Source organism: Thiorhodovibrio frisius, from assembly GCF_033954835.1.
GTDB classification, from domain to species: Bacteria; Pseudomonadota; Gammaproteobacteria; order Chromatiales; family Chromatiaceae; genus Thiorhodovibrio; species Thiorhodovibrio frisius.
Window position 1 is genome coordinate 2,903,923 of sequence record NZ_CP121471.1, and the last position, 26,411, is coordinate 2,930,333.

Genomic DNA, 26,411 nt, shown 5'->3' on the forward strand with positions numbered 1-26,411 from the left:
TCGGAAAACCTGAGTTCAAAAATGAAAAGCCGGCGGCTGATAAAACAGACCGCCGGCAAAGTGAATCAGCGGATTTGTCGCCAACCCTGCCGACCCGGGATGGGTGCTCGTATCTTTATCCTGGAGCCGTCCGACATGATAAGCGTGTATGCGGGCGGGCTCGCGTCGAGTTGGTCGGCGGTGTAATCTGCAACCGTTGCGGTTTTGGACCAATTGCTCTCAACCCGATCCACATCGTCGCGTTCCTCATCGAACTCTGGCAACTCGGGCAGCAGAATGCGCGGCGCCCCGGAAAGCTCTGTTTCCTTGCAGCTTGGTGGCACCAATTCCCCATTCACTGGGACCAAGTCATCCTCGTCAAACTTACCATCTTCGTTTAAGTCGAATAATGGCCGCCCCGGACCGGCGCCTGACCGGATATCAACCGTGCAGAGAATCGTACTGGTCTCCCCCGTCGTGCATTGTCCTGCACTCGCCGGGTCCGGCCGCAAAGCCGTAAAGGTCATATAACCTGAACCGGCCAAATTCTGTTGCGTACTGATAATCCGATCTCCCTGGGCCTCTCCATCCTCGACGATCAGGTCAATCAACCAACCCCGTTTTTGCGGAGTCGGCAGCGGGTCGTCGTCGGGTGGCGTCGCCTCTGGCCCTAGGACGAATGGCTCCTGGCTGATCACCAACCAGATGTCATCCGAACCATCTGGCTTGACTTCCGCTTCGATGGTCTGCTGTCCAAGACTCAGGCTGTCGCGGCTGGGAATTGGTTCGCTGAGTTCGTCTATTTTCATGTTGGCCGTTGTACCGCCATCCTGTGATAGCACCAGTTCTTCAATGCCAGCTTCGTCGATTTTCCAGGTTGGCGGCTCACCGACATTGCTGGGGTATTCGCCGGTTGCATCCGGGTCATCCTCGTCGTAACTCAGCGAGTAAGCGTCCCAAACGCCATAGACTGACTGTACCTGATAGGTGTCGGGTGAGACCGGCTCCCGCTCGTCGCCCTCGCGCATGAACTGGCCAGTGCCGAAGTTCACGATGTAGCCCGCGCCTTCGCCCAGATCGCCACCGAGGGCCGGAGCGACAATGGGTTGCGGGTTTCCGTCAGCGTCCGTCGCGGTAAACAAGGGCAACGGCGGTTCATCACCCTCGCCACCATAAGCGACTTCCCAGTCATCCGAACTGGCGCTGGAAAGATCGAACTTCCATAGATTGCCGAGGAGGTCGCCGGCATAGGCTGCTACGACATGGGCGTTGCGGTCCTGAATCAACCCGACTGCACTCAGACCGTTGCGTGCGTCCCCACTCGCCCCTTGCGGTGCGGGGGCACGAATTTTCTTGATCAATTCGCCCGTTTCGATATTCACGATAAACAGATAAGCGCCCATACGTTCGCACTTCGGGCCATCTTCATCCGACGGATCATCGCAGGCGAGCGTTTTGTAGGTCTCGTTCGCAAGGCTGTCGTAGCCGTTGCCGAAAATTGCCACCCATTCGCCGGAATACAAGCGCCCGACCGCCCACTGCTCCATCGGCATCTGGTTAACCAAGTAACCAAGTTCTATAAAATCGCTGTCGTTGGTGTTGATCTCCCACAGCACCTTGGTCTCATCGAAGAGCAACGGATCCGTGACATCAAGCGCAAAAAGCCCGCGACCACCTGCACCCAAGCTGCCAAGCAGCACGGAACGCCAACCCGCGACCACCTCATCGTCGCCTTCGAAGTACGCCTGATTCACCTGCGGCGTTCCATCGACGTAGTAAAGATGTTTCAGTGTGTCATTGTAGTCAGGCTCTGACAGTTTCTTCAGCTTTGGGAACAGCGTACGGGGCACATAGGCGAACACCTCCACTCCAGTGTCAGCGTTGAAGGCATGCAGCATGCCATCATTCGCACCGACGTAAATCATTGGCTGGCGAGTTTTTGAACTCTCGACGAATCCCGCCGCATCACCACTATAGCTGGCCGCACCTGGGGTTTCAGGCGGCAACGCAGTCTTGTACCTTGAGGTACTGGCGGTGCGTTCCGCATAGCCGAAGTCTTCCACTGCCCCGACGAAAATCGGACTGGAATTGACGATGTCGCCGATGAGTATTTCCCGCTGGCGATACTCTCCCGGCAACGGTAGCTCATCAGGATCTTCCTGCTCCTTGGTCTGATCGCCACGCAGATAATTCAGCACATCCTGCTGTTCTTCTGCTGTCGTGCCAAGGGTGGCTTTCTGCTCCGACGGCAAAGACGTCAAATCAGCGACGGTGAAGGTCACGCCCTGGGTGCCACCACTCGCATCCCGATAGGAGGTGTAAATATTGCGATCATCCGCTGCGGGCAACTGGTTGCTTGCAGCCCAGTCGACCGGGTCGTTGTTTGGATTGTCGTCGTCATCCAATTGTCGCGCCTCAATGTCGCCGAACCAACCCTCAGGGTCGAAACTGGCTTTGAAATAACGATCGGCCTCCGTGGTCTGGTTGGGAGTAGCAGCAACAGTTGCTACGCTTTTCTTGCCAAGGTCAACAATGCGCTTGAATGCCTCGTCGAGTTGCTCCTGTAAGGTGCCGGCATTGGTGACGAGGAAGTAGTTTTCAGAGGGCTTTTCTTTCTCGCGCGTGCCGCCCGAGCCATATTTTGCTGCATACCAAAGGGGGCTCTCCAGCACGGTTGCCACATCGGCGCTGTCGCTGACCGTAAAGGTGCGCGTGGCATTCAGCGGGAGTGGGTCGTTGCAGTCGCCGCTGGATGGCGCGCTGGTGCAGGCACCGGGCGCCTGACCGGCATGCGTATCGAGGAAGTAGTCCGGATCACTCCCCTCGCCCGTGTCTTCATCGCGCACTTCAAGATAGACGCCGTCGGCTGTGGTGCCAGAAATGACATAGCCCATGTGCTGTATGATGCCGCCGGCGGCATATTCCGAGTCCAGGCTCACGATCAGTTGATTGCTGTCGTCAACCTTCAACTCGTAAGCGACGATAGCGTCCATATCATGGTCGGCGCCCTGCTCGACATCCTCATAATTGATGCGAAACTTGATGTAGGGACGCCCCTCGTTTTCATCAGGATCGGCGTCCGAGTCGTCTTCGGCCGTGTTCGCAAACTTCTCGATAAAGAAATCGACGATGGTATTGGTTGGCTGGAATTGCCCTTGGGCGGCATTGATACTGCTGCCGCCGACCGATTTGGCAAAGGGCACGACGGTGACCTGCCCGTCTCCAACCGGAATATCGATGCGCGGCAAAGGAGATGCCAGCGCAACGGAAAAGGTGTTGATTATTTGCTCAACATCGACATCGATATCCTCGCGCAGATCGTTCTCATAACCGTAGCGCGCAATGCCGGCGGTATAGAAACCGCCCTGTTTGGTCGGCTCGGATGGCGACAGGCCTCGAATATTGCCGAGTCCGGTAATCGTCTTTGCGCTGGGCGCGCCGTCGTACTCGGTGCCCGACTGACCGATAAAATAGGATCCCGAGAGGCCTTCCGCGCTCGAAATGATGTTAGCCTCAGCAGCGGCATCTAGCCCCAGAATATCGCCACTAAAGCTGCCAAACGGGCTGCCTGGAACTTGATCGGTATCATAAGACGGATTGACATCACTGATGATCAGTTGCGCTGCTGGCGAACAGAACTTGTTATTGAAATCCTCTTCGATCAAGGTATAAGTTCCATCCTCCTCCGTATAGCGGCGATAGGGATCACGCCAATCGGGCGCCGGCAGATCGAAATAAGAGTCGCCGTCATAATCCTTGAGCGTCACACGCTCTTTGCCGCTGGTCAGGCCCGGCATGAAGTCAGAGGTCGCGCTTTCCTTCCCCGAAAAATACCGCAGCGTCTCGTAGACCATTTCTCCAATGGGATTGCCCCAGTCCGGGAAATAGCCACCAGTCGCCATGGAACTGGTGGTGCGCCAACCCCCGGTATATTGATAGTTCTGATTCATAGAAAAATCGACGATACGGAATTTGTCGATGGTACGAACAATACCCTCCGCATCAGTAAACTGACCGGTTAGAGGGTTAATTTCGTCCTGGAGGCTTTCGATATTCTTGCGCAGCACGCCACCGGCCATGTTCTCCCCATAGGAACCGGTTAGCAGACCAAAGAGCATCTCATCGCTCTCGCCATAACTCTGCAATACGCCGACTGGCTTTTTGGTGCCAGCGGGGTAATCCTGGCAGACGGCATCCGGGTAGGTGTGATCGCAGACCTCGACGCGGACAATATAGTCGGTCATCTCCGACGATGATGTTTCCTGGTTTCGACACAGATAATAGCTATCGCTTCCAGTCCCTTCTTCATGGCGAAAAACAAAATCGTATGTACCAGCATCCAGGGTGATGTTGCCGGAGTGATCGCTACATTTTCCTGCGCCATGACCATCATACCAACCAACAACAGGTTCCATGATCCCGTCGCCATTTGTGTCAATCAGCAAGTCGACGGCATCGTCACCGTTGATGCCGAAAGTATAGGTTCCGTCTTCGGGGATATCGAGTTCGCCTTGGAAGATCGTTAGATACTTGTCATTGGTACAGCCGTTTTCACCAGCAAACGGATTTCCGGTGCCGTCAATCGTGGATACCGTCTTAGTGCCGCACAGATTGTCTTCTGTCGCATAGGTTGCCACCATGGTATCAAATTCCAAGAGACTATCTGGATGGCCATCATCATGCTTGAAAGTTGTCTGGGTCAGATTGCTCATATAGGAAGACGGCAAAATTTGCCAATCGCTGCCGCCAGATGTTTCGCAACTCGGCCCTTTTCCCCCATCTAAGCATTTATCCCCTGCCACTGGCCGTTCAATGGCTACCCATTCCCAGATACGGTATGCTGAGTTTGGCAAAACCCGCAGCAAGGGTTCTTTGTTCCCGGTTTTCAGTAGCGTCGTATTTGCGAACAAATGACGCATCCCGTCAGGTGGCGCCGACAACGGAGTATAATCGGCGATGTCGTACCCGTCATGGTCGATACTTTTGTACTCCTTACCCCAGCTATGCGCATCCTGCGGGATGTAGGAGCGCTCAAGCACCGTCAAGCAGTCCGTGCCGGTGCAACTATCGGTATCTGGCCCTTGGTCGATAATGCGCTTTCCGCCATAAAGAACCTTGCGCAACGCATCGACTCGGGACGTCGTTAAATAATTAAGAAAATCGCCGCTCCAGTTGCCGCTACACTTTTTTGTCGATGCTTGACCAGTCGGCTCAAAGCGTCCGTTCCCTGTGTCATAGTCGTAGCAAAGGTCGGAGTCGAAATAGCCAAAATAATCGACACGATTTCCATCACTGCCGATCATATTGGGTTTATAGCCGACATCGAGCACTCCATCGCCGTTCAGGTCCGATGCGTCGTTATAGGCTTCGTAGTAAAGGGTATGGTCGCGTCCCATGACCAACATTGTTAGGGGCGGGGCATTCACACCGCCGCCGCCGTAAAGCGGATATTGGGCAATTGGTGGCTCATCGGCGGAAAGATTGGCCGCGTAGCCGCATACCAGGGCTGTCATCGCGGAACTGACCAGGGTCAGCAAGCGACGGGATAGAACAAGGGAGAATGGGGACATGGTCATTACGTTAAACTCCAGTTACCCGGCTGATTTTGTTGCACTCGCGATTGGGGACAGAGGGCTTGACTTGGTGTCTCATTGGGACTCCATCCGCAGGACGCCGGTTTGCAAGACCACCACGGCGGGTGAATTGACCCCTTCGCCGCGAGCAGTCACGGTGTAATACGCTGTCTGGCTCTTGTTCCAGCCAAAGGCATTCTTCACAGCGCGGTTGTTGCCGCCGCCTTCTTGAATAACATACTGTGGCAGCTTTGCCATCAGCGGGAAGTCCACGAGTCCCGGAGCATCACCCTCGTCTCCTGAAGGCGTGTTTTTCTGTAGATCATCCATGTTGCGCTCAATGCGGGGTGCTGTATCTTCATCCCAATCTTTGGCAAAATAGTCAAGATCGCCGTGATAAATGGGCGCGTCCTTTGATTTCTGCTGAAACGCTTCAGGCGCATTGGGGGCCGGGTTCGCCAGCGCCTCGCCATAGCGCAGCGCCAGTTCGGCGGCCTCGAAGGCGTTGTTGCGATCCCGCAGGTTGCCGGCAATGCGCTCGTCGAAGGTGGAGTTGGTGATCGCAGTGACACCGACGATGGTGGTCAGCAATAGAAACACCAAAGTGATGGCGAGCACCGTACCGGATTGGGTTCGATGGGACGCATAACGCGCTCTGGTGGCGAGCAAGCAAGGGCTTGAAAATTTTGGCATGGCTTGATCTCTAGGTCGGTAGCGGTCAGGGCAAACGGTTGCGTATGGTGGCGTAGCCATGGAACTGGCGATAAAGCGCCTTGTCCGGTGCGGTCCAGGAGGTGCCATCAAAATTCAGCGTCATCGGTTCCTCCATCGCATTGGTATTCTCGCTTTTGACCAGAAGGCTGATTTTGACGGCAAAAACATTCTCCCAATCTTCAGCGGCCAGCTCATTCGCTGGGCGATATCCGCTATCCAGAACCGGTCTGGTAAAGTTGTCGATCCGCTTCCCGGTGGCGTAGAAAATTTGCATGTCGACCACGTTCGGGATCAAACCATTCGTGTCAGGTGCAGACTCATTGGGATCGATTTTCGTCAGGCGCAATCCGAGATTGGTACCGTCCGAGTCGGTACCGATGTAGTAGATGTAATCGATCGGGTCTTCTTCAGTGCATAGATCGGTGGCCGGATTGCAGCCGACCTCCGGTGCCGCGTGGGTAAGCCGGATGGCGTCGGTGCCGGATTCCCAATCGTTGGCTGTCCAGGTGGTTGTTCCGGTATCGTCTGTCATGGTGGGATTGGTGTCGTCCCAGCCAAAAATGTAGTCTTCAACCCAGGGTTGGTCGGCTGGGCTTTGCGGGTCATAACCGGCCTGGCGAATATCACGGGCGAGCATCTCAAGGGCGAATCGGCCGTTTTCTGAAACATCGCCCTGGCTTTCAGTCACGCGGTAAGTGCTCGTCATACCGAGATAAAGCGCGATTACCCCGGCGCTTAGGAAGAGCCCAATGGTCAGGGCAACCATTAATTCGACCAGCGTGACGCCGCGCTGTCGAAGAATGACGCGCCGATTAGGGATGCGGCAAAGAGAGCAAGATTCCAGCATCGAGCCGATTGGCGAAAGGCTTGTTTGACGCGCTGGCTGCGTTCTGCGGTTTGGAAGGCGTTGGGTTGACATGGTCCTTTTTCCTGTGCCTGGTCGACGCGCAATCGATAATCAGGCTATGACTGGGAGTCGGTTTGGTATCGGGCCAGATATGGGCTCAGAGATCGGTGACATAGGTGAAATGCATGGTGCCCTTGAGGCCTTCTTGGTCGCAGAATGGGTCGACTTCGACAGTGGGATTACCGTCTTTGTCCAGAGTTTCCTCGCGGCTGTGGTCCCAGCATACGGTGATGCGATAAAGGGTGCCATTTCTGGCGATAACGCCTTCGCCAGATGAGAGCTGGCAAGCGAGTTGATTTCCCCAGTGCGCGATTTCGTCATCGATGATTAATTCCGCGACTGCTTTGTCAACAGTTTCCGCTGGTTCTGTGCCCTCGGCACGGGCGAAGGAGAGATTACAAGCATCGACGCTATGATTGCCGAGATAGCCTTCGGCATAGCCGGAATTGGCACGCATCGCATCGCCCATCTGGTAAGCGAGTTGACTGGCCTGGGTGCGCTGCTGGGCACCGTTACTGAGCTTGAGCGCGGTGGCATTCAAGCCAGCCATGCCGAGGAGTCCAACGGCGAGAACGATGGCGGCGATTAGGACTTCTATGAGGGTGAAGCCCTGATGCGTTGCACTGCACCGGTTAAAGATCGTTTTCATTCGCAGTCACCCTTTTCGAGTTTTTCAAGAGTCATGCGACCTGTAATGTTAATTGTAATTTCGCGTCGTTCATCAGAGACGCATAGTCGGATAGTCCCCTTTGAAAGGTCATCGGAACCGAAGTTCATGCCAGTCGGCCTAAAGCCAATATAATTCTCAAATCGTGAGGGTGCGATGATTTGCACATTGGGACTACTCAGTTGACCGACCCGGATAAGGGCATCGGTACTATTGAAGGCGTTGTCCCTATTTTCGTCCACGTAAATGATCCAACCATCAGTCCAGACAGCATCAGCATCGCAAGTGGGCGAGTCGCCGCTTGTACTTTTAGAAGGGCAGACAATGACATTGCGACCGCGCTTGACAGCCTCGGAACGCGCGAGACGCAGCGATTGCATAAATTGGTTAGTGACGCCAGCCGCACGGTTGCGTTTGATGACGCTCTCGAAACTTGGAACAGCAACTGTCATTAGGATGGCAGCAACCGCAAGGGTGACCATGAGCTCGATCAGCGTGACACCACGGGCTGCGCGGCGCGGGACGGTCGGGTTGGTGCCGGTGGGGCGAACCACAGCGGTTGCCGTTGCTCGCGGAGCGGTTGAGGCGGCCGTGGATGGTGCAGGTAAGCATCGGGATGGCTGCATGGGTTTCTCGACTCTGGCGCGGTTGCAAGACGATGTGATGGGGTATTTACTAATCTCACCGGCGAAGCCTCTTCTCGGGTCGGGAAGAGCAGATGCCTTTACGGAATCGTCTCGGCTGGCTATGGTCTGGTCACCGAGTGGATGCCCTGGCTTTTCCTGCCTTCCGGTCGCCGTCTGGCGTGGCCGATGCCTGGGTTTTCTTGTTACCTTTGAAGTTTAGCAAAGGAATGGGCGCCGAACAGGCTGTTAAGGACCGGCGGGGGTCGTTAAATGATGAAGCAGCGATTGCGGCGACCAAAGGTCGTATTTTCCGGCTGGACGGTTGGTTTTGGAGCTGGCGCCGTGCTTGGTCTTCGGCTGTATCGTCTGGCACTCAGTTCGCGGCCTCGGTATTTTTGTAGTTTGGGTTTCTGGGGCTTGACGGCTGGGCTCCATGGCTAGCAGCACCTTGGGCGAGAATCGGATATTGGATTTCCGGCATGCTGCCGTGGCTCTGGGGTTGCTGATGGCGCTGGTCGCCGGGCTTTTCCTTCGCATCGATAGTCTTGCCATCTGGCTGGAGAACCCGCAGCGCTACTTTTTTGCCCAGCAGACTCGGCCCCTGCTGCTTGGGGTGGATGGCTATTATTATCTGGACATCGCCCGCGATTTGCTGGACGGGACTTATCAGCCATTCGATCCTAATCGCCAGATTCCGCGCGGATTTGAGCGTGCGGCCACACCGCCGCTGCTGTCGGTTGTTACCGCAGGCCTTGCGCGGGCGTTTACCGTGTCGCTTGAGTGGATTGCGATTCTGCTGCCTCCGGTGCTGGGCGCCCTGCTCGCAGTGCCGGCTTTTCTGCTTGGGCGCGCGCTTGGGGCGTCGGTTCGGCTGGATTGGGTGGCGGGCGGCAGTCGCGCCGGCAGTGCCGAAATCATGGGGCTGGCCAGTGCGTTTTTTGCGCTTTTGTCGCCCTTTCTGGTTTCCCGCAGCGGGGTTGGCTGGTATGAGACGGACCCGCTCAATGTGTTTTTTGCCGCTCTGTTGCCATTTTTGGCGCTAGCCTGCGGGGAGGCCGCGCGGACGCGCCGGGCACTGGGCTTTTTTGCTGCCTGGGCGCTGTGCCTGCTGTTGTTTCTGTGGTGGTGGGACCAAAGTGAAGTGCCCGTGCTGGCGCTGGCTGGTTTGCCGATGCTGGTCGCGCTGGGGCGGATTGCGAGCCGTTCGGCGCGCTCGCTGCTGCCTTTCGTGATCGGCTTGGTGGGGCTGGCGCTAGTGCTGGGTCTCTGGAAGGGGGCGGAGCTGCTGGACCCTGTTCAGTACCTGCGCAAGCTGGGGAGCATCTACCGCTATATCGGCGATCACGAGACCTCGGTCTTCAGGCCGACTGGCGCAGCGGTGTCGGAGCAAATGAGCGTGCCGCTGGCGCGTTTCGCGCGCGACACGGCGGGGGGCTGGTTGCCCTTCAATGCTGCCATGACTGGTCTCTTGGGGCTGTTGATTGCCCTGCGCTATCGCGCGCTCTATCTGGTGGCGCTGGTGCTGGTCGCCCTGCTTTCGTTCTCGGCCGCGCGCTTTATGATTTTTGCTGCGCCGCTTTTTGGCCTTGGCATGGGGTTTGTGGCCTTTGTGATCTGGAATGCGCCCGGACTTTGGTGGTGGCGCACAGGGTTACTTGGCTTTGTTCTCGTCAGCATGGGTGCGGTCGCCCTTGCGCGAACCGAGGCTTACGACGGACTGGTGCCCCGTCGGGCGCCGGAGCTTTTTGACGCCATGGTCAAATTGCGCGAACACACACCACCGGATGCGGTTATTTGGGCCAGTTGGGGACATGGACATCCACTGGCGCATTATGCCGACAGGGGCACGCTGGGAGATGGGATTTATCATCCCGCACCGCTGCAGTACGCACTGAATTTTCCGCTGACGACGGCCGACCCGCGACTGGCGGCAAACTGGATCGCCTTCGTGGTCGCGCATGGGGTACCCGGACTGCATGAGGCCAATGCAATGCTCGGAAATGGCCCAGATGACTGGGGGCTGGGGATGGCACGACTGCAACGCCTGCTCGCGCTTGGCGTTGAAGGTGCACGCCAGCAGCTATTAGAGTCGGCCGGGCTGAGCGATGAGCAAACCGCGCAACGACTGGCATTTTTGTTTCCCGGTTCGACGCGGCCGACATATCTGTTTTTGAACGACTTGCTGCTGAGCGAAGCCTGGTATGTGCTGGGGCGCTGGGATTTTTCCCAACGCAACAGCCCGCCGGCGGTTTTTCTCCCGCTGCGACAGTTACAGGGTGGAGACGACGGGGTGTTTGAGGCTGTGAGTCGCGCCGGGCCGACGATGATCGATTTGCAGCGGGGACAGATTCGTATTGGGCGGCAAGACAGTTATCTCCAGCAGGCGACCCTGCTCGATCAAGCGCGCTTGCAACGGCTGACTTTCCATGAGGGACATGGGTTTTCGGTTCACCTGATCCCTGCGGCAAAGCTTGGCGTTTACGCGAGTGCAAACACCGCCAGCACGCTGCTTACCCAGCTCTTTTTTGAGCGGGAGTATGATTCGCGCTTTTTTACACCGACGCTGATCAAACTACCTGACTACTCGGTATGGAAAGTTGAGGGGGAAAGCTCAAGAACCAATTGTCCCGTCCCAGGAGATGGCCATCCGCCCCATGGCGACTGGCGATCTACGCGCCCATGAAGACCCACCACCCGATTTATCTTTTCCTGCGCAGCGGCCCTGAAGCCTTCCGGGTGCTCACGGGTGGCTTGGTGTTGGAAGGCCCCTATAAAAGCCTGCTCGCTGACCATCAAAGGCATCGAGCGCCGGCTCGATGGCCTGGTCGAACCTGACGGGCACGCCGGTCCGACCTTTGTGGTGGAATTCCAAGCTCAGCCCTCAACCAAAAATTTGAATTCCGGGGACAGTATACGTAATTCCCAACACTGATCCCTCCTGAGCGCTGGCCCCGCCAACCAGCCCTGAGGTTCGCGCCTCGGGGGGGGGGGGCAGCCAACCAGATCGCGCCATTGCCTCCCCAAGCCCTGGCAGATCGACTAAACTCCTGCCATGCATCGCGACCAACGCATCCCCTGGCACAAAAAATTTGGTGCCAGGCTCGAATTTATTTCGCGCGTCAACCCCCTCAAGCCACGGCAGGCGCCGATGCCGGTTAAACCCTATTGGATGCCCCCTGTCGAGGTGAATCGGTTAGACTCGCTTGATGAGCGCCAAGCCCCGGATGGCCAATAGCGGCACGCGGATAGGGAACCCCGATGAGCCACGACCAGAACTTCAAGAACCTCATCCTCGACTACCCACGCCAGGCGATTGAGTTTGCCGCCGCGAGCGAAGCGGCGCGGCTGGGCGAGGACGTTCGCATCCTGCCGCTACGCGAGGAACAGCTGAAGGAACGTCTTGGCGAGCGCTTTCGCGAACTCGACGTGCCGCTGCTGCTGGAATGGCCCGACGGGCTCCGCCAGGCGCTGTTGTTTGTGTTCGAGGAAGAAACCGAGCCCGGGCGCTTCTCCATCCATCGCCTGATCCACTATTGCGTGGACATCGCCGAACTCTACCAAACGGAGCGGGTAGTACCGGTGGTGATCTTCCTGCAACCCGGACAGTTCCGTGAGTCGCTCAGCCTGGGCAGCGACACGCGCGTGTATCTGCACTTCAGCTATCTGGCCTGGCCGCTCTTTGGGCTGCTGTATCAGGATCTGATTCGCGCCGAGACGGTCAAAGTCGGTAATCAGCCGCCACCGGTCTTGCCGGTGGTGCTCTACAACGGCGCCTCGCCCCACAAACCATCCTCAAGCCCTGGCGCATCGAAGAAGTCATTGCCACCACCCGGAAACAGCCCACCCCGAGCTTGGTGCTGTCCCCCGAGTTCATCGACCAACACCGTCGCGCCGATGAACCCCATGACCATGACGCCGCCGAGGCGCGAATCCGCTTTGACGTTCAAACCGGACGCTTGCCGCAGCCATCGCTATCGCCAGATTTAAACCACCAAAGCCCACGACATGAGGATCAATAGATGACCCAAGCCAACCCGACGCTAGATGATGTCTGGCGGTTATTCCAGGAAACCACCGAAAAATTTCAGGAAACCGACCGACAGTTCAAGGAAACCGACCGACAGTTTAAGGAGACCGACCGACAGTTTAAGGAAACCGACCGCAAGTTTCAGGAAACGGATCGCCGCATGAAGGAACTGCAAAACCTGTTCGAAAGCCAATGGGGAAAACTGATGGAATCCCTGGTCGATGGCGATCTGGTCAATCTGCTGCAAGCTCGTGGCATCGCCATTACCGACACCACAACCCGCCTGAAAGGACGTCTGCCCGACGGGCGCAACTACGAATTCGACATCTTGGCTCATAATGGTAACGAGGTGGTGGTGGTGGAAGTCAAAACCACTCTTAAACCCCATCATGTGCGCAAATTCATTGAACGCATGAATGCCTTCAAAACCTGGCTGCCGCGCTATGCCGACAATCGCCTCTATGGTGCCATGGCCTGGTTAACGGCGGATGCCGGTGCCGAAAACATGCTGCTTAACCAGGGTCTGTTCAGCATTCGGGCTACCGGAGATTCGGCACAAATCGTCAATTCGACTGATTTTACACCGCGCGCTTGGTAGCATGAACCAGACGTTATGATTCCGTTAGCAGCAATTCATCAGGAGCTTGCCCATGTCAGCACTCGCCGAACAATTGTCCTTCGATGCCGGAGCCTACCTTGCTTGGGAACAAGACCAAGCCGACAAGCATGAATAATGTCGCGGCGAGACCTTTGCCATAGACATTTGGTGCCAGTCTCGAATTCATTTCGCAAGCCAACCCCCTCAAGCCACGGCACACGCCGATGCCGATGAAACCCTATCGGGAGCCTCCCGCTGTCGAGGTGAATCGGTTAGACTCGCTTGATGAGCGCCAAGCCCCGGATGGCCAATAGCGGCCGCGGATAGGGAACCCCGATGAGCCACGACCAGAACTTCAAGAACCTCATCCTCGACTACCCACGCCAGGCGATTGAGTTTGCCGCCGCGAGCGAAGCGGCGCGGTTGGGCGATGACGTGCGCATCCTGCCGCTGCGCGAGGAACAGCTGAAGGAACGTCTTGGCGAGCGCTTTCGCGAACTCGATGTGCCGCTGCTGCTGGAATGGCCCGACGGTCACCGTCAGGCGCTGCTGTTTGTGTTCGAGGAAGAAACCGAGCCCGGGCGCTTCTCCATCCATCGCCTGATCCACTATTGCGTGGACATCGCCGAACTCTACCAGACAGAGCGGGTAGTGCCGGTGGTGATCTTCCTGCACCCCGGACAGTTCCGCGAGAGCCTCAGCCTGGGCAGCGACACGCGCGTGTATCTGCACTTCAGCTATCTGGCCTGGCCGCTCTTTGGGCTCAAGGCGCGCGATTATTTTGATAGTCACAATCTGGTGGCGCGGTTGAATCTGCCCAACATGCACTATGCGCCCGAGGAGAAAGTCGAGGTCTACGCCCAAGCGGTGCGCGGTCTGCGCACGCTGGAACCCGACCGCGAGCGTCAGATCAAATATCTCGACTTTGTCGACATCTATGCCAACCTTGACGAGAATGAACGCCAGCGCTACCAGCAAAACTATGCCGAGGAGATCGAGACCATGAGCGCGTTTGCCGATCGGTTTATTGAGCAGGGCATGCAGCAAGGCATGCAGCAGGGCATGCAGCAGGGTGAAGCCACGATTTTGATGATGCTGCTAGAAGAAAAATTCGGCTCGGAATCCATCGCCGCCCACCGTGAGCGCATCGAGACCGCCGAACCTGAAAAACTGTTGCAGTGGTCGAGGCGGATCCTCACCGCCGAGACGCCCGAGACCATTTTCCACTGACGTTCTGACAGACCTGCCGTCATCACTCTGCACCGCCTGCTAACCCGCCGCTTCGGTCCGCTGTCACCGTGGGCTGCAGAGCGCATCGCCGCCGCCCCCGAGGGGCAACTCGATCTCTGGCTTGATGGCATTTTTGATGCGACCCGGGTTGAGGATTTGCTTGGAGGCGAGAACGAGCGTCATTGACACTGATGAGTCACCTGACGATAAGGCGGCGGGAGATCGGTGGGGGCTTTTTGCATCATTCCTGGTCGGTTCGAAGTGCCAGCGATAATATTGACCAAGCCACCTGTGTCACATGAGCGAACCGCAACCAAACTGCCGCGACCCGAGCCATGACGGCAGCTATAAGTTGCTATACTCCCATGCGGCCATGGTGCGCGATCTGCTCCGTGGATTCATTCCTGGCGAGTGGCTCGCGCAGTTGGATCTGGGCACCCTGGAGCAGCAAAGCAGCAGCTATGTCAGCGACGATCTGCGTGATCGGGCCGATGACATCATCTGGCGCGTGCGCTGGGGCCGTGAGTGGCTGTACATCTACGTGCTGCTCGAGTTCCAGTCGAGCATCGATCACTGGATGGCGGTGCGCATTCCGACCTACATCGGTCTGCTGTATCAGGATCTGATTCGCGCCGAGACGGTCAAGGTCGATGATCAGCTGCCACCGGTCTTGCCGGTGGTGCTCTACAACGGCGCCTCGCCCTGGAATGCCGAGACCAGCCTCGAGCCGCTGGTTGCGCAAGGGCCGAGGATCTTGCGGCCCTTTTGCTTGCAATCTGGCTATCTGCTGCTCGATGAGCGGCGAATTGCCGAGAAGGGCAATCTACCGACGCGCAATCTTTGCACCGCGCTGTTTCAACTCGAGGCCAGCCGGGGTGTCAAACAAGCGCTGGCGATTTTACAACCGCTAATCGCTTGGCTGAGCGCGCCCGAACATGTCAGCCTGCGCCGTGCCTTTGCCCAGTGGTTTGCGCGGGTGTTTTTGCCCCGGCGCCTGCCCGGAGCCCAGTTTCCATCCTTCAACGATCTTGCGGAGGTTTACACCATGATTGCAGACAATGTTGATTCCTGGGCGGATCAGTGGGAACAGCAGGGGATCGAGAAGGGGATCGAGAAGGGGATCGAGAAGGGGATCGAGAAGGGCATCCCCACAGGGACGCGTCGCGTGCTCGTTCGCCAAATCCACCGCCGCTTCGGTGAAGGAGCCGCCGAACAGAGCAAGCCGCTCTTGGAGCAAATCGCCGAAGCACAGCGACTCGAGGATCTCGCCGAGGAACTCCTGCTCTGCACCGACGCTGAAGCCTGGCTGGTCGCCTTGCACACCGCCGCCGAGCAATGAGACGCGAATTCCGGGGACATATACGTAATTCCCAACACTGATCCCTCCTGAGCGCTGGCCCCGCCAACCAGCCCTGAGGTTCGCGCCTCGGGGGGGGGCAGCCAACCAGGTCGCGCCATTGCATCCCCAAGCCCTGGCAGATCGACTAAACTCCTGCCATGCATCGCGACCAACGCATCCCCTGGCACAAACTTTTAGGACAAGCCCTGGCGGACGCCCTGAGCGGGTTACCCTACCAGGTCAGCACCGAGGAAGAACTCGCGCTGCGCAGTCAGCGCCTGGATGTGCTCATCATTGAGCAGGGGCAATCCGCGCAGGCAACCAGCAGACCTGCTGAAGACTGCCCGGATGGACTGGAAGACCTGACCAAGCACAACCTGCTGAGCTTCAAAGCCGCCGACGAGCCCTTCAGCGCCTGGTCTGCCGAAGAATTGCTCAGTCATTCGGTTACCTACCGCAAAGTCGCCTCCCTGCGCGCCCTACGCGAGCGTCAGTCAGACCCTGACCAACCGCTCGAAGAGCCCAAGGAGCACTACCGGCTGTTACCGGCCAAAGACTTCCGCTGCTACGCCATTGCCACGCGCTTTCCGCGCCAATTGGTCAAACAACTGCGACCGGGCAGTTGTCAAAAAACCGAGAAAGCGGGAATCTATCGCTTGCGCTTTGGCACCCGCGACATGCGCCTGGTCGTCATCAACCAGCTCGAGCCCCACCCGCGCAATGCGCCCTGGGGCCTGTTCGCCACCGATGAAGCCCACTGGCGCGCGGCCTATGCCAGCTATCGCTCGCATAGCGACATCGGCATTCACCTGCACAATCTCATTGGTTATTTTCGCCTGGGAGAAGGACACATGGCCTACACGCAAGACGACATGCACCGCGATGCCCGCGAATGGCTCAAGAGCGCGCTGAGCGAGCTTGACCCTGAAGAAGTCCTGCAATGTTACGCCCCCGAGGATCGGCTTAAGGGGCTTGATGCGGAGGAGGTGCTCAATCGCTACGATCCGGAGGATCGGCTCAAGGGACTTGATTCCGCCACCATCGAAGCCTGGTTGGCCAAGCAGCGCCGAGATCACTAAGCGAATCTACATGCACTATGCGCCCGAGGAGAAGGTCGAGGTCTACGCCCAAGCGGCGCGCGGCCTGCGCACGCTGGAACCCGACCGCGAACGTCAGATCAAATATCTGGACTTTGTCGACATCTATGCCAACCTTGACGAGAATGAACGCCAGCGCTACCAGCAAGACTATGCCGAGGAGATCAAGACCATGAGCGCGTTTGCCGATCGGTTTATTGAGCAGGGCATGCAGCAGGGCATGCAGCAGGGCATGCAGCAGGGCGAAGCCACGATCTTGATGATGCAGCTGGAAGAAAAATTCGGCTCGGAATCCATCGCCGCCCACCGTGAGCGCATCGAGACCGCCGAACCTGAAAAACTGTTGCAGTGGTCGAGGCGGATCCTCACCGCCGAGACGCCCGAGACCATTTTCCACTGACGTTCTGACCTGCCGTCATCACTCACACCATAATCAAAGGGGCCGGGCACGAATTCATTTCTCAAGTCAACTTTAAATCAAAGCGCAGCTAACTGATTTGCTGACGCGGGAATTGGAATTCTGGCAGTAAAAACGATAAACTCAATTGATGAAGCGGAAAATATACATTGAAACCTCCGTCATCAGCTATCTGACTGCACGCCCTAGCAAAACCATTATTGGCGCAGCTCATCAGCAAATCACTCTGGCCTGGTGGGATTTGCGTTCCGACTATGACCTGGTTATTTCTCAGCTCGTCTGGCAAGAGTGCGCAGCTGGTGATCCGATAGCTGCACAACGGCGGCTTGCCACCCTTGAGGGGATGTCCGTTCTCGCGGTAACGCAAGAGATGATCCACTTGGCAGAATCGCTTATTGAACAAGGTATTATTCCTGCCAAAGCCATTGAGGACGCGCTTCATATTACTGTTTCAACTCTGCATCGCGTTGATTTTCTTTTGACTTGGAATTGCCGTCATATTGCCAATCCAGTCATTCAGGAAAAGATTGCAGAATATTTTGAGCAACTCGGATTGTTTCTCCCGATTATTTGTACCCCGGAAGAACTTCTTGGAGAAAATATTGATGACTGACGAAATTATGATGGAAGTCCATGCTATCAAAGACGCAATTGGCATTAAGTATGGCAACGATCTTAACGGTCTATTTAAAGATATACAACATGGGGAGGCTAGGCTAAAAGCTGCGGGCTTCGAAGTTTTAGCTCCTCCTGTCAAGTGTAGACATTTGCCTGACTCAGCATTGCAGCGGACCCGGTTTTTTAATCAAAGGTAAGTAAGAACAAATGGAAAAAAGAAGCGCTGGAGCGGTTGTTTTCCGAGTTCCTCGCGCTGCTGTTCCCGGCCATTCACGCCCAGATCGACTGGCGCGTTCTGCCTGGGGACTTGGCGCCCCGTGTTGAAAATACCAGATGACGAAGTGCTAGATAGCGATTTTCCTAGTTGTCCAGTCCCGTGTAATTCCGGTCAAGGAAATTTGGTGCCAGGCTCAAGGAAATTTGGTGCCAGGCTCGAATATATTTCGCGCGTCAACCCCCTCAAGCTGCGGTGCGCGCCGATGCCGGCCAAACCCTATCGGGAGCCTGCCGCTGTCGAAGTGAATCGGTTAGACTCGCTTGATGAGCGCCAAGCCCCGGATGGCTAATAGCGGCACGCGGATATGGGACCCCGATGAGCCACGACCAGAACTTCAAGAACCTCATCCTCGACTACCCACGCCAGGCGATTGAGTTTGCCGCCGCGAGCGAAGCGGCGCGGCTGGGCGATGACGTGCGCATCCTGCCGCTGCGCGAGGAACAGCTGAAGGAACGTCTTGGCGAACGCTTTCGCGAACTCGACGTGCCGCTGCTGCTGGAATGGCCCGACGGGCACCGCCAGGCACTGCTGTTTGTGTTCGAGGAAGAAACCGAGCCCGGGCGCTTCTCCATCCACCGCCTGATCCACTATTGCGTGGACATCGCCGAACTCTACCAGACAGAGCGGGTAGTGCCGGTGGTGATCTTCCTGCACCCCGGACACTTCCGCGAGAGCCTCAGCCTGGGCAGTGACACGCGGGTGTATCTGCACTTCAGCTATCTGGCCTGGCCGCTCTTTGGGCTCAAGGCGCGCGATTATTTCGACAGCCCCAATCTGGTGGCGCGGTTGAATCTGCCCAACATGCACTATGCGCCCGAGGAGAAGGTCGAGGTCTACGCCCAAGCGGTGCGCGGCCTGCGCACGCTGGAACCCGACCGCGAGCGCCAGATCAAATATCTCGACTTTGTCGACATCTATGCCAACCTTGACGAGAATGAACGCCAGCACTACCAACAAGACTATGCCGAGGAGATCGAGACCATGAGCGCGTTTGCCGATCGGTTTATTGAGCAGGGCATGCAGCAGGGCGAAGCCACGATTTTGATGATGCAGCTGGAAGAAAAATTCGGCTCGGAATCCATCGCCGCCCACCGTGAGCGCATCGAGACCGCCGAACCTGAAAAACTGTTGCAGTGGTCGAGGCGGATCCTCACCGCCGAGACGCCCGAGACCATTTTCCACTGACGTTCTGACCTGCCGTCATCACTCACACCATCGCCGCTTTGCGGTGCTATGAGCTGAAGCTGCGGGTGCTAAAAAACTCATGGTTCGCCGGCAGGCAGGTACCCGGCGAAACTCCCATGGCCACAACCAATCCCGCGCCCATGAAGACCGATCACCCGATTTATCTCTTCCTGCGCAGCGGCCCTGAAGCCTTCCGGGTGCTCACCGGCGGCCTGGTGCTGAACGGCCCCTACACAGCCTGCTCGCTGACCATCAAAGGCATCGAGCGCCGGCTCGATGGGCTGGTCGAACCTGACGGGCATGCCGGCCCCACCTATGTGGTGGAATTCCAAGCTCAGCCCTCAGCCAAGGCGCTGTACAATCTCAATACCAAGATCGGACTCTACGGCGAAGAACACCCCGAACGGGAAGTGCTGGGCATTGCGGTGTTTCTGCGCGCGGCCGATATTCCCGACCAGCCAAGCTGGGTGCATAAACAAGGCTCGCCGATTCGCTGTGTCGCACTCGACAGCTTTCTGCGCGACCTGCTTGTGCGCGAACCGGACAACCCATTCGTGGCGGTGTTCGCGCCGCTAATCATCGACAGCGATGCCGAGCTGACCGAGCGTGCCTCGGTTCTGTGGCAAACCATCCAGCAAGCACCAGTTGACGAAGACACGCGCGAGACGCTGTCGAACGTACTGGAGTTCTGGTTTTTTGAACGTTTTCGTGGCAAGACCGCGAAGGAGATCTGGACAATGTTAAATCTGGTCACTCCGATTCAGGAGACGAAGGCGTATCAGTCCATCTTTGCTGAGGGTGAGGAGAAGGGCAAAACTGACGGCAAGGCAGAGGGCAAGGCGGAGGGCAAGGCGGAGGGCAAGGCCATCACCCTGCACCGCCAGCTAACCCGCCGCTTCGGTTCGCTGCCACCTTGGGCCGCGCAGCACATCGCCGCAGCACCCGAGGCGCAGCTCGATCGCTGGCTTGATGGCATTTTTGATGCAACCAGCGTTGAGGATTTGCTCGGTGGCGAGGGCGAGCCTCATTGATTCGGATCGGATTATTTTCAAGCCAGGCTAGCAAATTCCGCCGGATCACAAATTTTCGGAGTTTAACAAGGTGGGGCCGCTTGAGACGCTTGCTCAGAGACCTAGCTCACTATGTGAGCCAAGCCGGATCAGTTGCAACACCCTAGACCGAAAACACCCTCGTCCAGCGAAACACTTCCTTTTAAGATCGATCCGTTGCGGTGATACGATGTTTACCCCGGATTTCACAAAACCGGAACGCGATCTCGCTGGTCGCCGCACTTTCACTCTGACCCCGAGCGCCCTGTTGTTCAAGACTTTTGTGTTTGCAATTCTTCGCCCGCTTGGCAACAGCCTGCGCGATCTCGCACCCATTGTGCTGCTGATCGCGGTCTTTCAATTGCTTGTGCTGCGCCAGCCACTGCCGGATCTGCCTGCGCTACTGCTGGGAATGCTGTTCGTCGTGCTGGGGCTGACGTTGTTCATTGAGGGGCTGAAGCTGGGGCTCTTTCCGCTCGGGGAGATGATGGCCTGGGGCTTCGCGCGCAAAGGCAGTGTGTTCTGGCTGTTGTGTTTTTCCTTTGCGCTCGGCTTTGGCACCACGGTCGCCGAGCCGGCGCTGATCGCGGTGGCCGACGAGGCCGCGACCATCGTCGCCGAGGGTGGCATGATCGCCGATGAGCCTGCCGCGCTCGCCCGTTATGCCGATGGCCTGCGCTACAGCGTTGCGGTTGCCGTCGGCCTGGCCATTGTCATTGGCGTGCTGCGCATTCTGCGTGGCTGGCCCATTCAATGGCTGATCATTGGCGGCTATCTTGGAGTGGTACTGATGACCCTGGTCGCACCGAGCGAAATTATCGGCATCGCCTATGATTCCGGTGGCGTGACCACCTCAACCATCACTGTGCCCTTGGTCGCGGCCTTGGGCGTGGGTTTGGCCTCCAGCATCGAGGGCCGCAATCCGCTGACTGACGGCTTCGGGCTGATCGCCTTTGCCTCGCTGACGCCTATGATCTTTGTGATGGGCTATGGATTGCTGATATGACCGCCAGCCTGTGCCCTTTTGAAGACATCATTCCGCTCTGCGGCACCCTGGTTGATGTGCTGCCGATTCTGGCGGTGCTCATTGGCTTTCAGGTGCTGGTGCTGCGCCGGCCCATTGCCCATCCTGGCCGCGTCGCACTGGGGTTTTTAATGGTGCTGCTGGGGCTGGCGCTCTTTATCGCTGGACTGGAAAGCGCTCTCTTCCCGCTCGGCCGGTTGATGGCCGAGCAACTGACTGCGCCCGCCTTTCTCGGCTTCGATAGCCTGGCGGCTCAGGGCGGCCCGCACTGGAAGGCCTATCTGTGGGTGTATTTGTTTGCCTTCGCGCTCGGCTTTGCTACCACCATTGCCGAGCCGTCGCTGATCGCGGTGGCGCTCAAGGCCGAACAGGTCTCGGCTGGCGCCATTCGCCCGCTCGGGCTGCGCCTGGCTGTGGCCTTGGGGGTCGCCTTTGGTATCGCCCTGGGTGCCCATCGCATCGTCGCCGGCACCCCACTGCATTATTACATCATCACCGGCTATGTCATTGTATTGATCCAGACCGGATTCGCGCCCAAGATGATCATCGCCCTCGCCTACGACTCGGGCGGCGTCACGACTTCCACGGTCACCGTGCCTCTGGTCACGGCGCTTGGCCTAGGGCTGTCGTCTAACATTCCCGGGCGCAATCCGCTACTCGATGGCTTTGGTCTCATTGCCTTCGCCAGCCTCTTCCCGATCATGGCCGTGATGGGCTACGCTCAGATGGGCCAATGGCTCGCACACCGCAGCAGCCACCGCTAAGTTTTCCTGCAACAAAAACTCAGAGCCAGAACCACTCAGGATTGCCACTGCCATGCATTTCAAACTCATAGTTGCCCTGGTGCAGGGCTCAGAGACGGAGAAGGTGCTCAAGGCCGCGCGCGGGGCTGGGGCCACCGGCTCCACCGTGATCAGCCAGGCACGCGGCGAGGGCCTCGAGCAGCAGAAGACATTCTTCGGGCTTACACTCGATGCTCCGCGCGACCTGCTGTTATTGCTGGTGGAAGAACATCTGAGCCGCAAGATTTTGGAGACCATCGCCGAGGTCGCCGGCTTTGAGGACAAGCCCGGCTGCGGCATTGCCTTTCAGATCGATGTCGAGGATGCCGTCGGCATTCGCCATCAGGTCGAACGCCTGTCAGAAACCGTCGAGAAAGAGATTTAACGTGACTGAAGAAGCCATTTCCGATTCCCTTTCGCCCGAATCCCAGGCGCCTGAGGCGCCCATCGTTCGGGTGCGCCATGTGATGAAACGCGACTTCGATATCGTCGATGGCATGGACACCGTCGCTGAGGCACTGGCGCGCATGGTGCACGTCGAGACCAAGTGTCTGATCGTTAAAAAGCGCCATGCCGATGATGAATTCGGCATGGTGCTGATGTCAGACATCGCTCGCAAGGTGCTGGCGCGCGATCGCCCCGCCGAGCGAGTGAATATCTACGAAATTATGTCCAAACCCCTGCTGAGCGTGCCACCGGAGATGGACATCCGCTACTGCGCGCGGCTGTTTGCCCGCTTCAAACTCTCGCGCGCGCCCGTGGTGGACCAACGCGAGGTGGTGGGTATTGTGAGCCTGACCGATCTGGTGGTGAAGGGAATGCTGGAGCGCACGACGCCGACGCCCTGATAGCGGGACCAGGCATCCAGAGTCCCTGCGCTTGTTGCCAGCCATGACCGACGAGACCATGAACAAGCCAATGCCGGATCATCCCCTGTCGCGCGGCTGGCTGACGGCTGCCCGCCCCTGCCCTTCGCCCAATCATAATGAGCGCCCGCCGGGCATGCCTGTCGATCTGCTGGTAATTCACAATATCAGCCTGCCGCCGGGTGATTTTGGCGGACCTGGGATCGCGCAGTTATTTCTCAATCAGCTCGATCCTGCGCAACATCCATTTTTTGCGACCATCGCCGACCTGCGGGTATCGGCTCATCTGCTGATCCGCCGCGATGGGGAGCTGATCCAATTTGTCGATCTGCGCGCGCGCGCCTGGCATGCGGGGGCCTCGGCGTTTGGCGGGCGCGCGGACTGTAATGATTTTTCGATTGGGATTGAGCTTGAAGGGACGGATGAGACGCCCTTTACCGATGCGCAGTATGCGCGGCTGATTGGCGTCACCGAGGTGATTTTGCGCGGCTTTCCGGGTATCGGGCCGGGACGTGTTGTCGGGCATGAGCATATCGCGCCTGGGCGCAAGACGGACCCTGGCCCTTGCTTTGATTGGGCTCGGTATTTGGATAGTGTTTTTGGGTGATTGGCTTTGGGCAAATGAAGTTGAGTCTGCGGATTTGGGATCAGCCGCCTCAGGCTGCTTCGGCCAGGGGTTGAGGGGCAATGTTGTCATTGCGGCCGAGCACTTCGCGAATCTCCGTCCAGCGCAGTAGCTCCATGCGACCGTTATGGTGCTCGACCAGTGCGGTGCAGCTTTCGACCCAGTCGCCGCAATTGCAGTAGTTGACACCTTCAATTTCGCGCATTTCGGCATGATGGATGTGGCCGCAAACCATGCCGTCAACCTGATGCCGCTGTGCCTCGGCGGCCACCGCCTGCTCGAAGTTGCCGATGTAATTGACGGCGTTCTTGACCTTGTGCTTGAGAAAGGCCGCCAGCGACCAGTAGCGCAGCCCCAAGCGGCGGCGGATGCGATGCACCGGCTGGCTAATCGCCAGCACGGTGTCGTACAGGGTCGCGCCCAGCATGGCCAGCCAGCGGCCGTTTTGCACCACCTGATCGAACTTGTCGCCATGCAGCACCAGCAGGCGACGCCCATCGACTGTGGTATGCACCAGTTCATCGCAGATGGCGACACCGGCGAATTCCGCGCCGAGATGGCCGCGCAGTAATTCGTCGTGATTGCCTGGTACATAGGTGACCTGCGTGCCGTTGCGGGCCTTTTCCAGCACCGCCTGCACCACCTGATTGTGGGCATCCGGCCAGTAAAGCCCTTTGCGCAGTGCCCACATGTCGATGATGTCACCAACCAGATACAGCTGCCGACAGGCGGTCGCACGCAGAAAGTCGAGCAGAAACTCCGCCTGACAGCCTCGAAACCCCAGATGCACATCCGAAATCCAGATGGTGCGATATCTTAGCGGCCGCAAGGCCTCAACCTGACTCATTCTTAACCCCCTCGTGACTGAAAGCGCGCCGGCATCCGCATCGCAGTGAAAAACTGCGGGCTATGGTCACCGAGCTTTGTTGCAAAGCCGTTGAGGTGTTGTGAAGGTCTGGTTAAGACGCGCGAGCCCGGCTCAAGAAAGCGCGGTCATGCAATAATGGCGGTTATTCGGTCAATCACTTTTCACGGAGCCTTTGCATGCCCGCAACACAGATTAACAAGGTCGTGCTCGCCTACTCCGGCGGCCTCGACACCTCCGTCATCCTGAAATGGCTACAGCAAGAATATGACTGCGAGGTGGTAACTTTCACCGCCGACATCGGCCAAGGGGAAGAGTTAGAGCCCGCGCGCACCAAGGCGCAGGCGGCAGGGGTGAAGGAGATCTACATCGACGACCTGCGCGAAGAATTTGTGCGCGATTTCGTCTACCCCATGTTCCGCGCCAATGCGCTTTATGAGGGCGAATACCTGCTCGGCACCTCCATTGCCCGCCCGCTGATCGCCAAGCGCTTAGTGGAGATTGCGCGCGAGACCGGCGCCGATGCCATCTCCCACGGCGCCACCGGCAAAGGCAACGACCAAGTGCGCTTTGAACTCGGCGCCTATGGGCTAAATCCGGAGATTCAGATCATCGCGCCCTGGCGGGAATGGGATCTGCTCTCGCGCGAGAAGCTGCTGGCCTACGCCGAGCAGCATGGCATTCCGGTGGAGATGAAGCGCGAGGGTAACAAGTCGCCGTACTCCATGGACGCCAACCTGCTGCACATTTCCTACGAGGGCTATGATCTGGAAGACCCCTGGGTCGAGCCTGGTGCCGACATGTGGCGCTGGACGCGCGACCCGCAAGAGGCCCCGAATACTCCGCAGGAGATCGAACTGCGCTTTGAGCGCGGCGACATCATCGCCATCGACGGCAACCCCATGAGCCCGGCGCAGGTGCTGGCGGAGCTCAACCGCATTGGCGGCGAGCATGGTATCGGCCGCGCCGACATTGTCGAGAATCGCTATGTCGGCATGAAATCGCGCGGCTGTTACGAGACCCCCGGCGGCACCATCATGCTGAAGGCGCATCGGGCGATGGAATCGCTCACGCTCGACCGCGAGGCGGCGCACCTGAAAGACGAGCTGATGCCTCGCTATGCCAGCCTGATCTACAACGGCTATTGGTTCAGCCCGGAGCGGAACATGCTCCAGGCCGCGATTGACCAGACCCAGTCGGTGGTCAATGGCGAGGTGCGCCTAAAGCTCTACAAGGGCAATGTGATGGTCACCGGCCGGCGCTCAGCAAGTGACAGTCTGTTCGATACCAGCATCGCCACCTTCGAAGAAGACGCCGGCGCTTATGATCAGGGCGATGCAACCGGTTTTATTCGGCTCAATGCGCTTCGCCTGCGCGTGGCTGGGCGCAAGGGGCGGCTTTAAGCTCAAAAGCTCAAGCGGGGCCTCTTCATGGGCGCGGTCGGGACTGACGCTGACCGCGCCAGCGCGGCTAATGCCTCTGCGGCAGTTCAGAGGGCGCCTCGGCGCGCGCCTGCAATTGATCAAAAGGATCTTCACCCGCGCGCGTGCGTCCAGCATCGCGCAGTCGCTGCAAATAATCCTGCCACAGCGGCTGCCAGCCACGCCCGAGCTTGTAGAGATAAGCCCAGTCAAACAGCCCGGACTTATGCCCGTCGTCAAAGAAAATCTTCACCGCATAGTTGCCGATAGGCTCCAGATTGGTGATATTCACAGTCTCTTTGCCTATCTGCAGCTTGGCCTGATCCGGCGTGTGCCCTCGCACTTCGGCCGAGGGAGAGTAGACCCGCAGATATTCGCACGGCAGGCGAAAATGGGCGCCATCATCATAAATGAGTTCTAGCACGCGGGATTGGCTGTGCAACTGGATGTCGGTTGGGCGGGGGTTCGTCTCCATCACATTGGGCTCAAGTGATCTAACATTCATTGTGCGAAACCATCCCGGA

General features: G+C 57.9%; 23 protein-coding genes and 2 pseudogenes. 18 read left to right on the top strand and 7 right to left on the bottom strand.

The features are described 5' to 3' along the window. Positions 1–65: 65 nt before the first annotated feature. From Thiofri_RS13375 to Thiofri_RS13395, 5 genes are all read right to left on the bottom strand, one after another. Positions 66–5,555, bottom strand: coding sequence for a PilC/PilY family type IV pilus protein (locus Thiofri_RS13375; protein WP_009147238.1), 5,490 nt, complete (start codon positions 5,553–5,555; stop codon positions 66–68). A gap of 72 nt (positions 5,556–5,627) precedes the next feature. After that, positions 5,628–6,170 (bottom strand): pilus assembly PilX family protein, encoded by a 543-nt coding sequence (locus tag Thiofri_RS13380; protein ID WP_255324661.1) that lies wholly within the window; start codon positions 6,168–6,170, stop codon positions 5,628–5,630. Between the two features lie 100 nt (positions 6,171–6,270). Then, a complete protein-coding gene (locus tag Thiofri_RS13385; protein WP_009147236.1) occupies positions 6,271–7,185 on the bottom strand; it encodes a PilW family protein in 915 nt (304 codons plus the stop codon). A gap of 85 nt (positions 7,186–7,270) precedes the next feature. Then, positions 7,271–7,822, bottom strand: coding sequence for a type IV pilus modification protein PilV (pilV, locus tag Thiofri_RS13390; RefSeq protein WP_009147235.1), 552 nt, complete (start codon positions 7,820–7,822; stop codon positions 7,271–7,273). Next, complete coding sequence (locus Thiofri_RS13395; RefSeq protein ID WP_051023767.1) at positions 7,819–8,394, bottom strand: GspH/FimT family pseudopilin; 576 nt, start codon at positions 8,392–8,394, stop codon at positions 7,819–7,821. Before Thiofri_RS13395 ends, pilV begins: the two co-directional genes overlap by 4 nt. Positions 8,395–8,899: 505 nt before the next feature. Between Thiofri_RS13395 and Thiofri_RS13400 the strand changes: the two genes are divergently transcribed. The 17 genes and pseudogenes from Thiofri_RS13400 (at position 8,900) to ampD (ending at position 23,583) form a co-directional block, all read left to right on the top strand. Further along, complete coding sequence (locus Thiofri_RS13400; RefSeq protein ID WP_009147233.1) at positions 8,900–11,149, top strand: STT3 domain-containing protein; 2,250 nt, start codon at positions 8,900–8,902, stop codon at positions 11,147–11,149. Then, positions 11,146–11,362 (top strand): annotated as a pseudogene (locus tag Thiofri_RS13405) (DUF2887 domain-containing protein); the annotation flags it as partial. The gene Thiofri_RS13400 and the pseudogene Thiofri_RS13405, both read left to right, overlap by 4 nt. A 362-nt stretch (positions 11,363–11,724) precedes the next feature. After that, positions 11,725–12,453, top strand: a complete 729-nt coding sequence (locus Thiofri_RS13410) for a hypothetical protein (RefSeq protein ID WP_009146861.1) — start codon at positions 11,725–11,727, stop codon at positions 12,451–12,453. A 32-nt stretch (positions 12,454–12,485) separates the two neighbouring features. Continuing rightward, the gene (locus tag Thiofri_RS13415; RefSeq protein ID WP_009146860.1) at positions 12,486–13,091 is read left to right on the top strand and encodes a hypothetical protein; all 606 of its coding nucleotides are present in this window, start codon (positions 12,486–12,488) and stop codon (positions 13,089–13,091) included. 336 nt (positions 13,092–13,427) lie between these two features. Beyond that, complete coding sequence (locus Thiofri_RS13420) at positions 13,428–14,321, top strand: hypothetical protein (protein WP_323705228.1); 894 nt, start codon at positions 13,428–13,430, stop codon at positions 14,319–14,321. An 84-nt stretch (positions 14,322–14,405) separates the two neighbouring features. After that, positions 14,406–14,507, top strand: coding sequence for a hypothetical protein (locus Thiofri_RS13425; protein WP_407702944.1), 102 nt, complete (start codon positions 14,406–14,408; stop codon positions 14,505–14,507). A 112-nt stretch (positions 14,508–14,619) separates the two neighbouring features. Beyond that, the gene (locus Thiofri_RS13430; RefSeq protein WP_009146857.1) at positions 14,620–15,660 is read left to right on the top strand and encodes an Rpn family recombination-promoting nuclease/putative transposase; all 1,041 of its coding nucleotides are present in this window, start codon (positions 14,620–14,622) and stop codon (positions 15,658–15,660) included. 158 nt (positions 15,661–15,818) lie between these two features. Beyond that, positions 15,819–16,739 (top strand): hypothetical protein, encoded by a 921-nt coding sequence (locus Thiofri_RS13435; protein ID WP_051023766.1) that lies wholly within the window; start codon positions 15,819–15,821, stop codon positions 16,737–16,739. A gap of 10 nt (positions 16,740–16,749) precedes the next feature. Beyond that, the gene (locus Thiofri_RS13440; protein ID WP_040854606.1) at positions 16,750–17,157 is read left to right on the top strand and encodes a hypothetical protein; all 408 of its coding nucleotides are present in this window, start codon (positions 16,750–16,752) and stop codon (positions 17,155–17,157) included. A gap of 148 nt (positions 17,158–17,305) precedes the next feature. Then, positions 17,306–17,788 carry a type II toxin-antitoxin system VapC family toxin gene (locus Thiofri_RS13445; RefSeq protein ID WP_009147232.1) on the top strand — a complete coding sequence of 161 codons (483 nt, stop codon included), beginning with the start codon at positions 17,306–17,308 and terminating at the stop codon, positions 17,786–17,788. Next, a complete protein-coding gene (locus tag Thiofri_RS13450) occupies positions 17,781–17,990 on the top strand; it encodes a hypothetical protein (protein WP_009147231.1) in 210 nt (69 codons plus the stop codon). Before Thiofri_RS13445 ends, Thiofri_RS13450 begins: the two co-directional genes overlap by 8 nt. Positions 17,991–18,385: 395 nt before the next feature. Next, the gene (locus tag Thiofri_RS13455) at positions 18,386–19,255 is read left to right on the top strand and encodes an RpnC/YadD family protein (protein ID WP_323705229.1); all 870 of its coding nucleotides are present in this window, start codon (positions 18,386–18,388) and stop codon (positions 19,253–19,255) included. 140 nt (positions 19,256–19,395) lie between these two features. Next, positions 19,396–20,286 carry a DUF2887 domain-containing protein gene (locus Thiofri_RS13460; protein WP_040855085.1) on the top strand — a complete coding sequence of 297 codons (891 nt, stop codon included), beginning with the start codon at positions 19,396–19,398 and terminating at the stop codon, positions 20,284–20,286. 301 nt (positions 20,287–20,587) lie between these two features. Beyond that, positions 20,588–22,092, top strand: a pseudogene (locus Thiofri_RS13465) (DUF1538 domain-containing protein). A 52-nt stretch (positions 22,093–22,144) separates the two neighbouring features. Then, the gene (locus tag Thiofri_RS13470) at positions 22,145–22,495 is read left to right on the top strand and encodes a P-II family nitrogen regulator (RefSeq protein ID WP_009147226.1); all 351 of its coding nucleotides are present in this window, start codon (positions 22,145–22,147) and stop codon (positions 22,493–22,495) included. Between the two features lies 1 nt (position 22,496). Then, positions 22,497–22,958, top strand: a complete 462-nt coding sequence (locus Thiofri_RS13475) for a CBS domain-containing protein (RefSeq protein ID WP_009147225.1) — start codon at positions 22,497–22,499, stop codon at positions 22,956–22,958. Between the two features lie 43 nt (positions 22,959–23,001). Continuing rightward, positions 23,002–23,583: a 1,6-anhydro-N-acetylmuramyl-L-alanine amidase AmpD gene (gene ampD / locus Thiofri_RS13480; protein WP_009147224.1), complete on the top strand. Its 582-nt coding sequence runs from the start codon at positions 23,002–23,004 to the stop codon at positions 23,581–23,583. A 49-nt stretch (positions 23,584–23,632) separates the two neighbouring features. Here the strand turns inward: ampD and Thiofri_RS13485 are convergent, their stop codons facing one another. Further along, positions 23,633–24,448 carry a UDP-2,3-diacylglucosamine diphosphatase gene (locus Thiofri_RS13485; RefSeq protein WP_009147223.1) on the bottom strand — a complete coding sequence of 272 codons (816 nt, stop codon included), beginning with the start codon at positions 24,446–24,448 and terminating at the stop codon, positions 23,633–23,635. Between the two features lie 197 nt (positions 24,449–24,645). Here Thiofri_RS13485 and Thiofri_RS13490 point away from each other — a divergent pair, with 197 nt between their 5' ends. Beyond that, a complete protein-coding gene (locus Thiofri_RS13490; RefSeq protein ID WP_009147222.1) occupies positions 24,646–25,869 on the top strand; it encodes an argininosuccinate synthase in 1,224 nt (407 codons plus the stop codon). Positions 25,870–25,936: 67 nt separating this feature from the next. Here the strand turns inward: Thiofri_RS13490 and Thiofri_RS13495 are convergent, their stop codons facing one another. Beyond that, positions 25,937–26,362, bottom strand: coding sequence for a gamma-butyrobetaine hydroxylase-like domain-containing protein (locus Thiofri_RS13495; RefSeq protein WP_040854603.1), 426 nt, complete (start codon positions 26,360–26,362; stop codon positions 25,937–25,939). Positions 26,363–26,411: the final 49 nt, after the last annotated feature.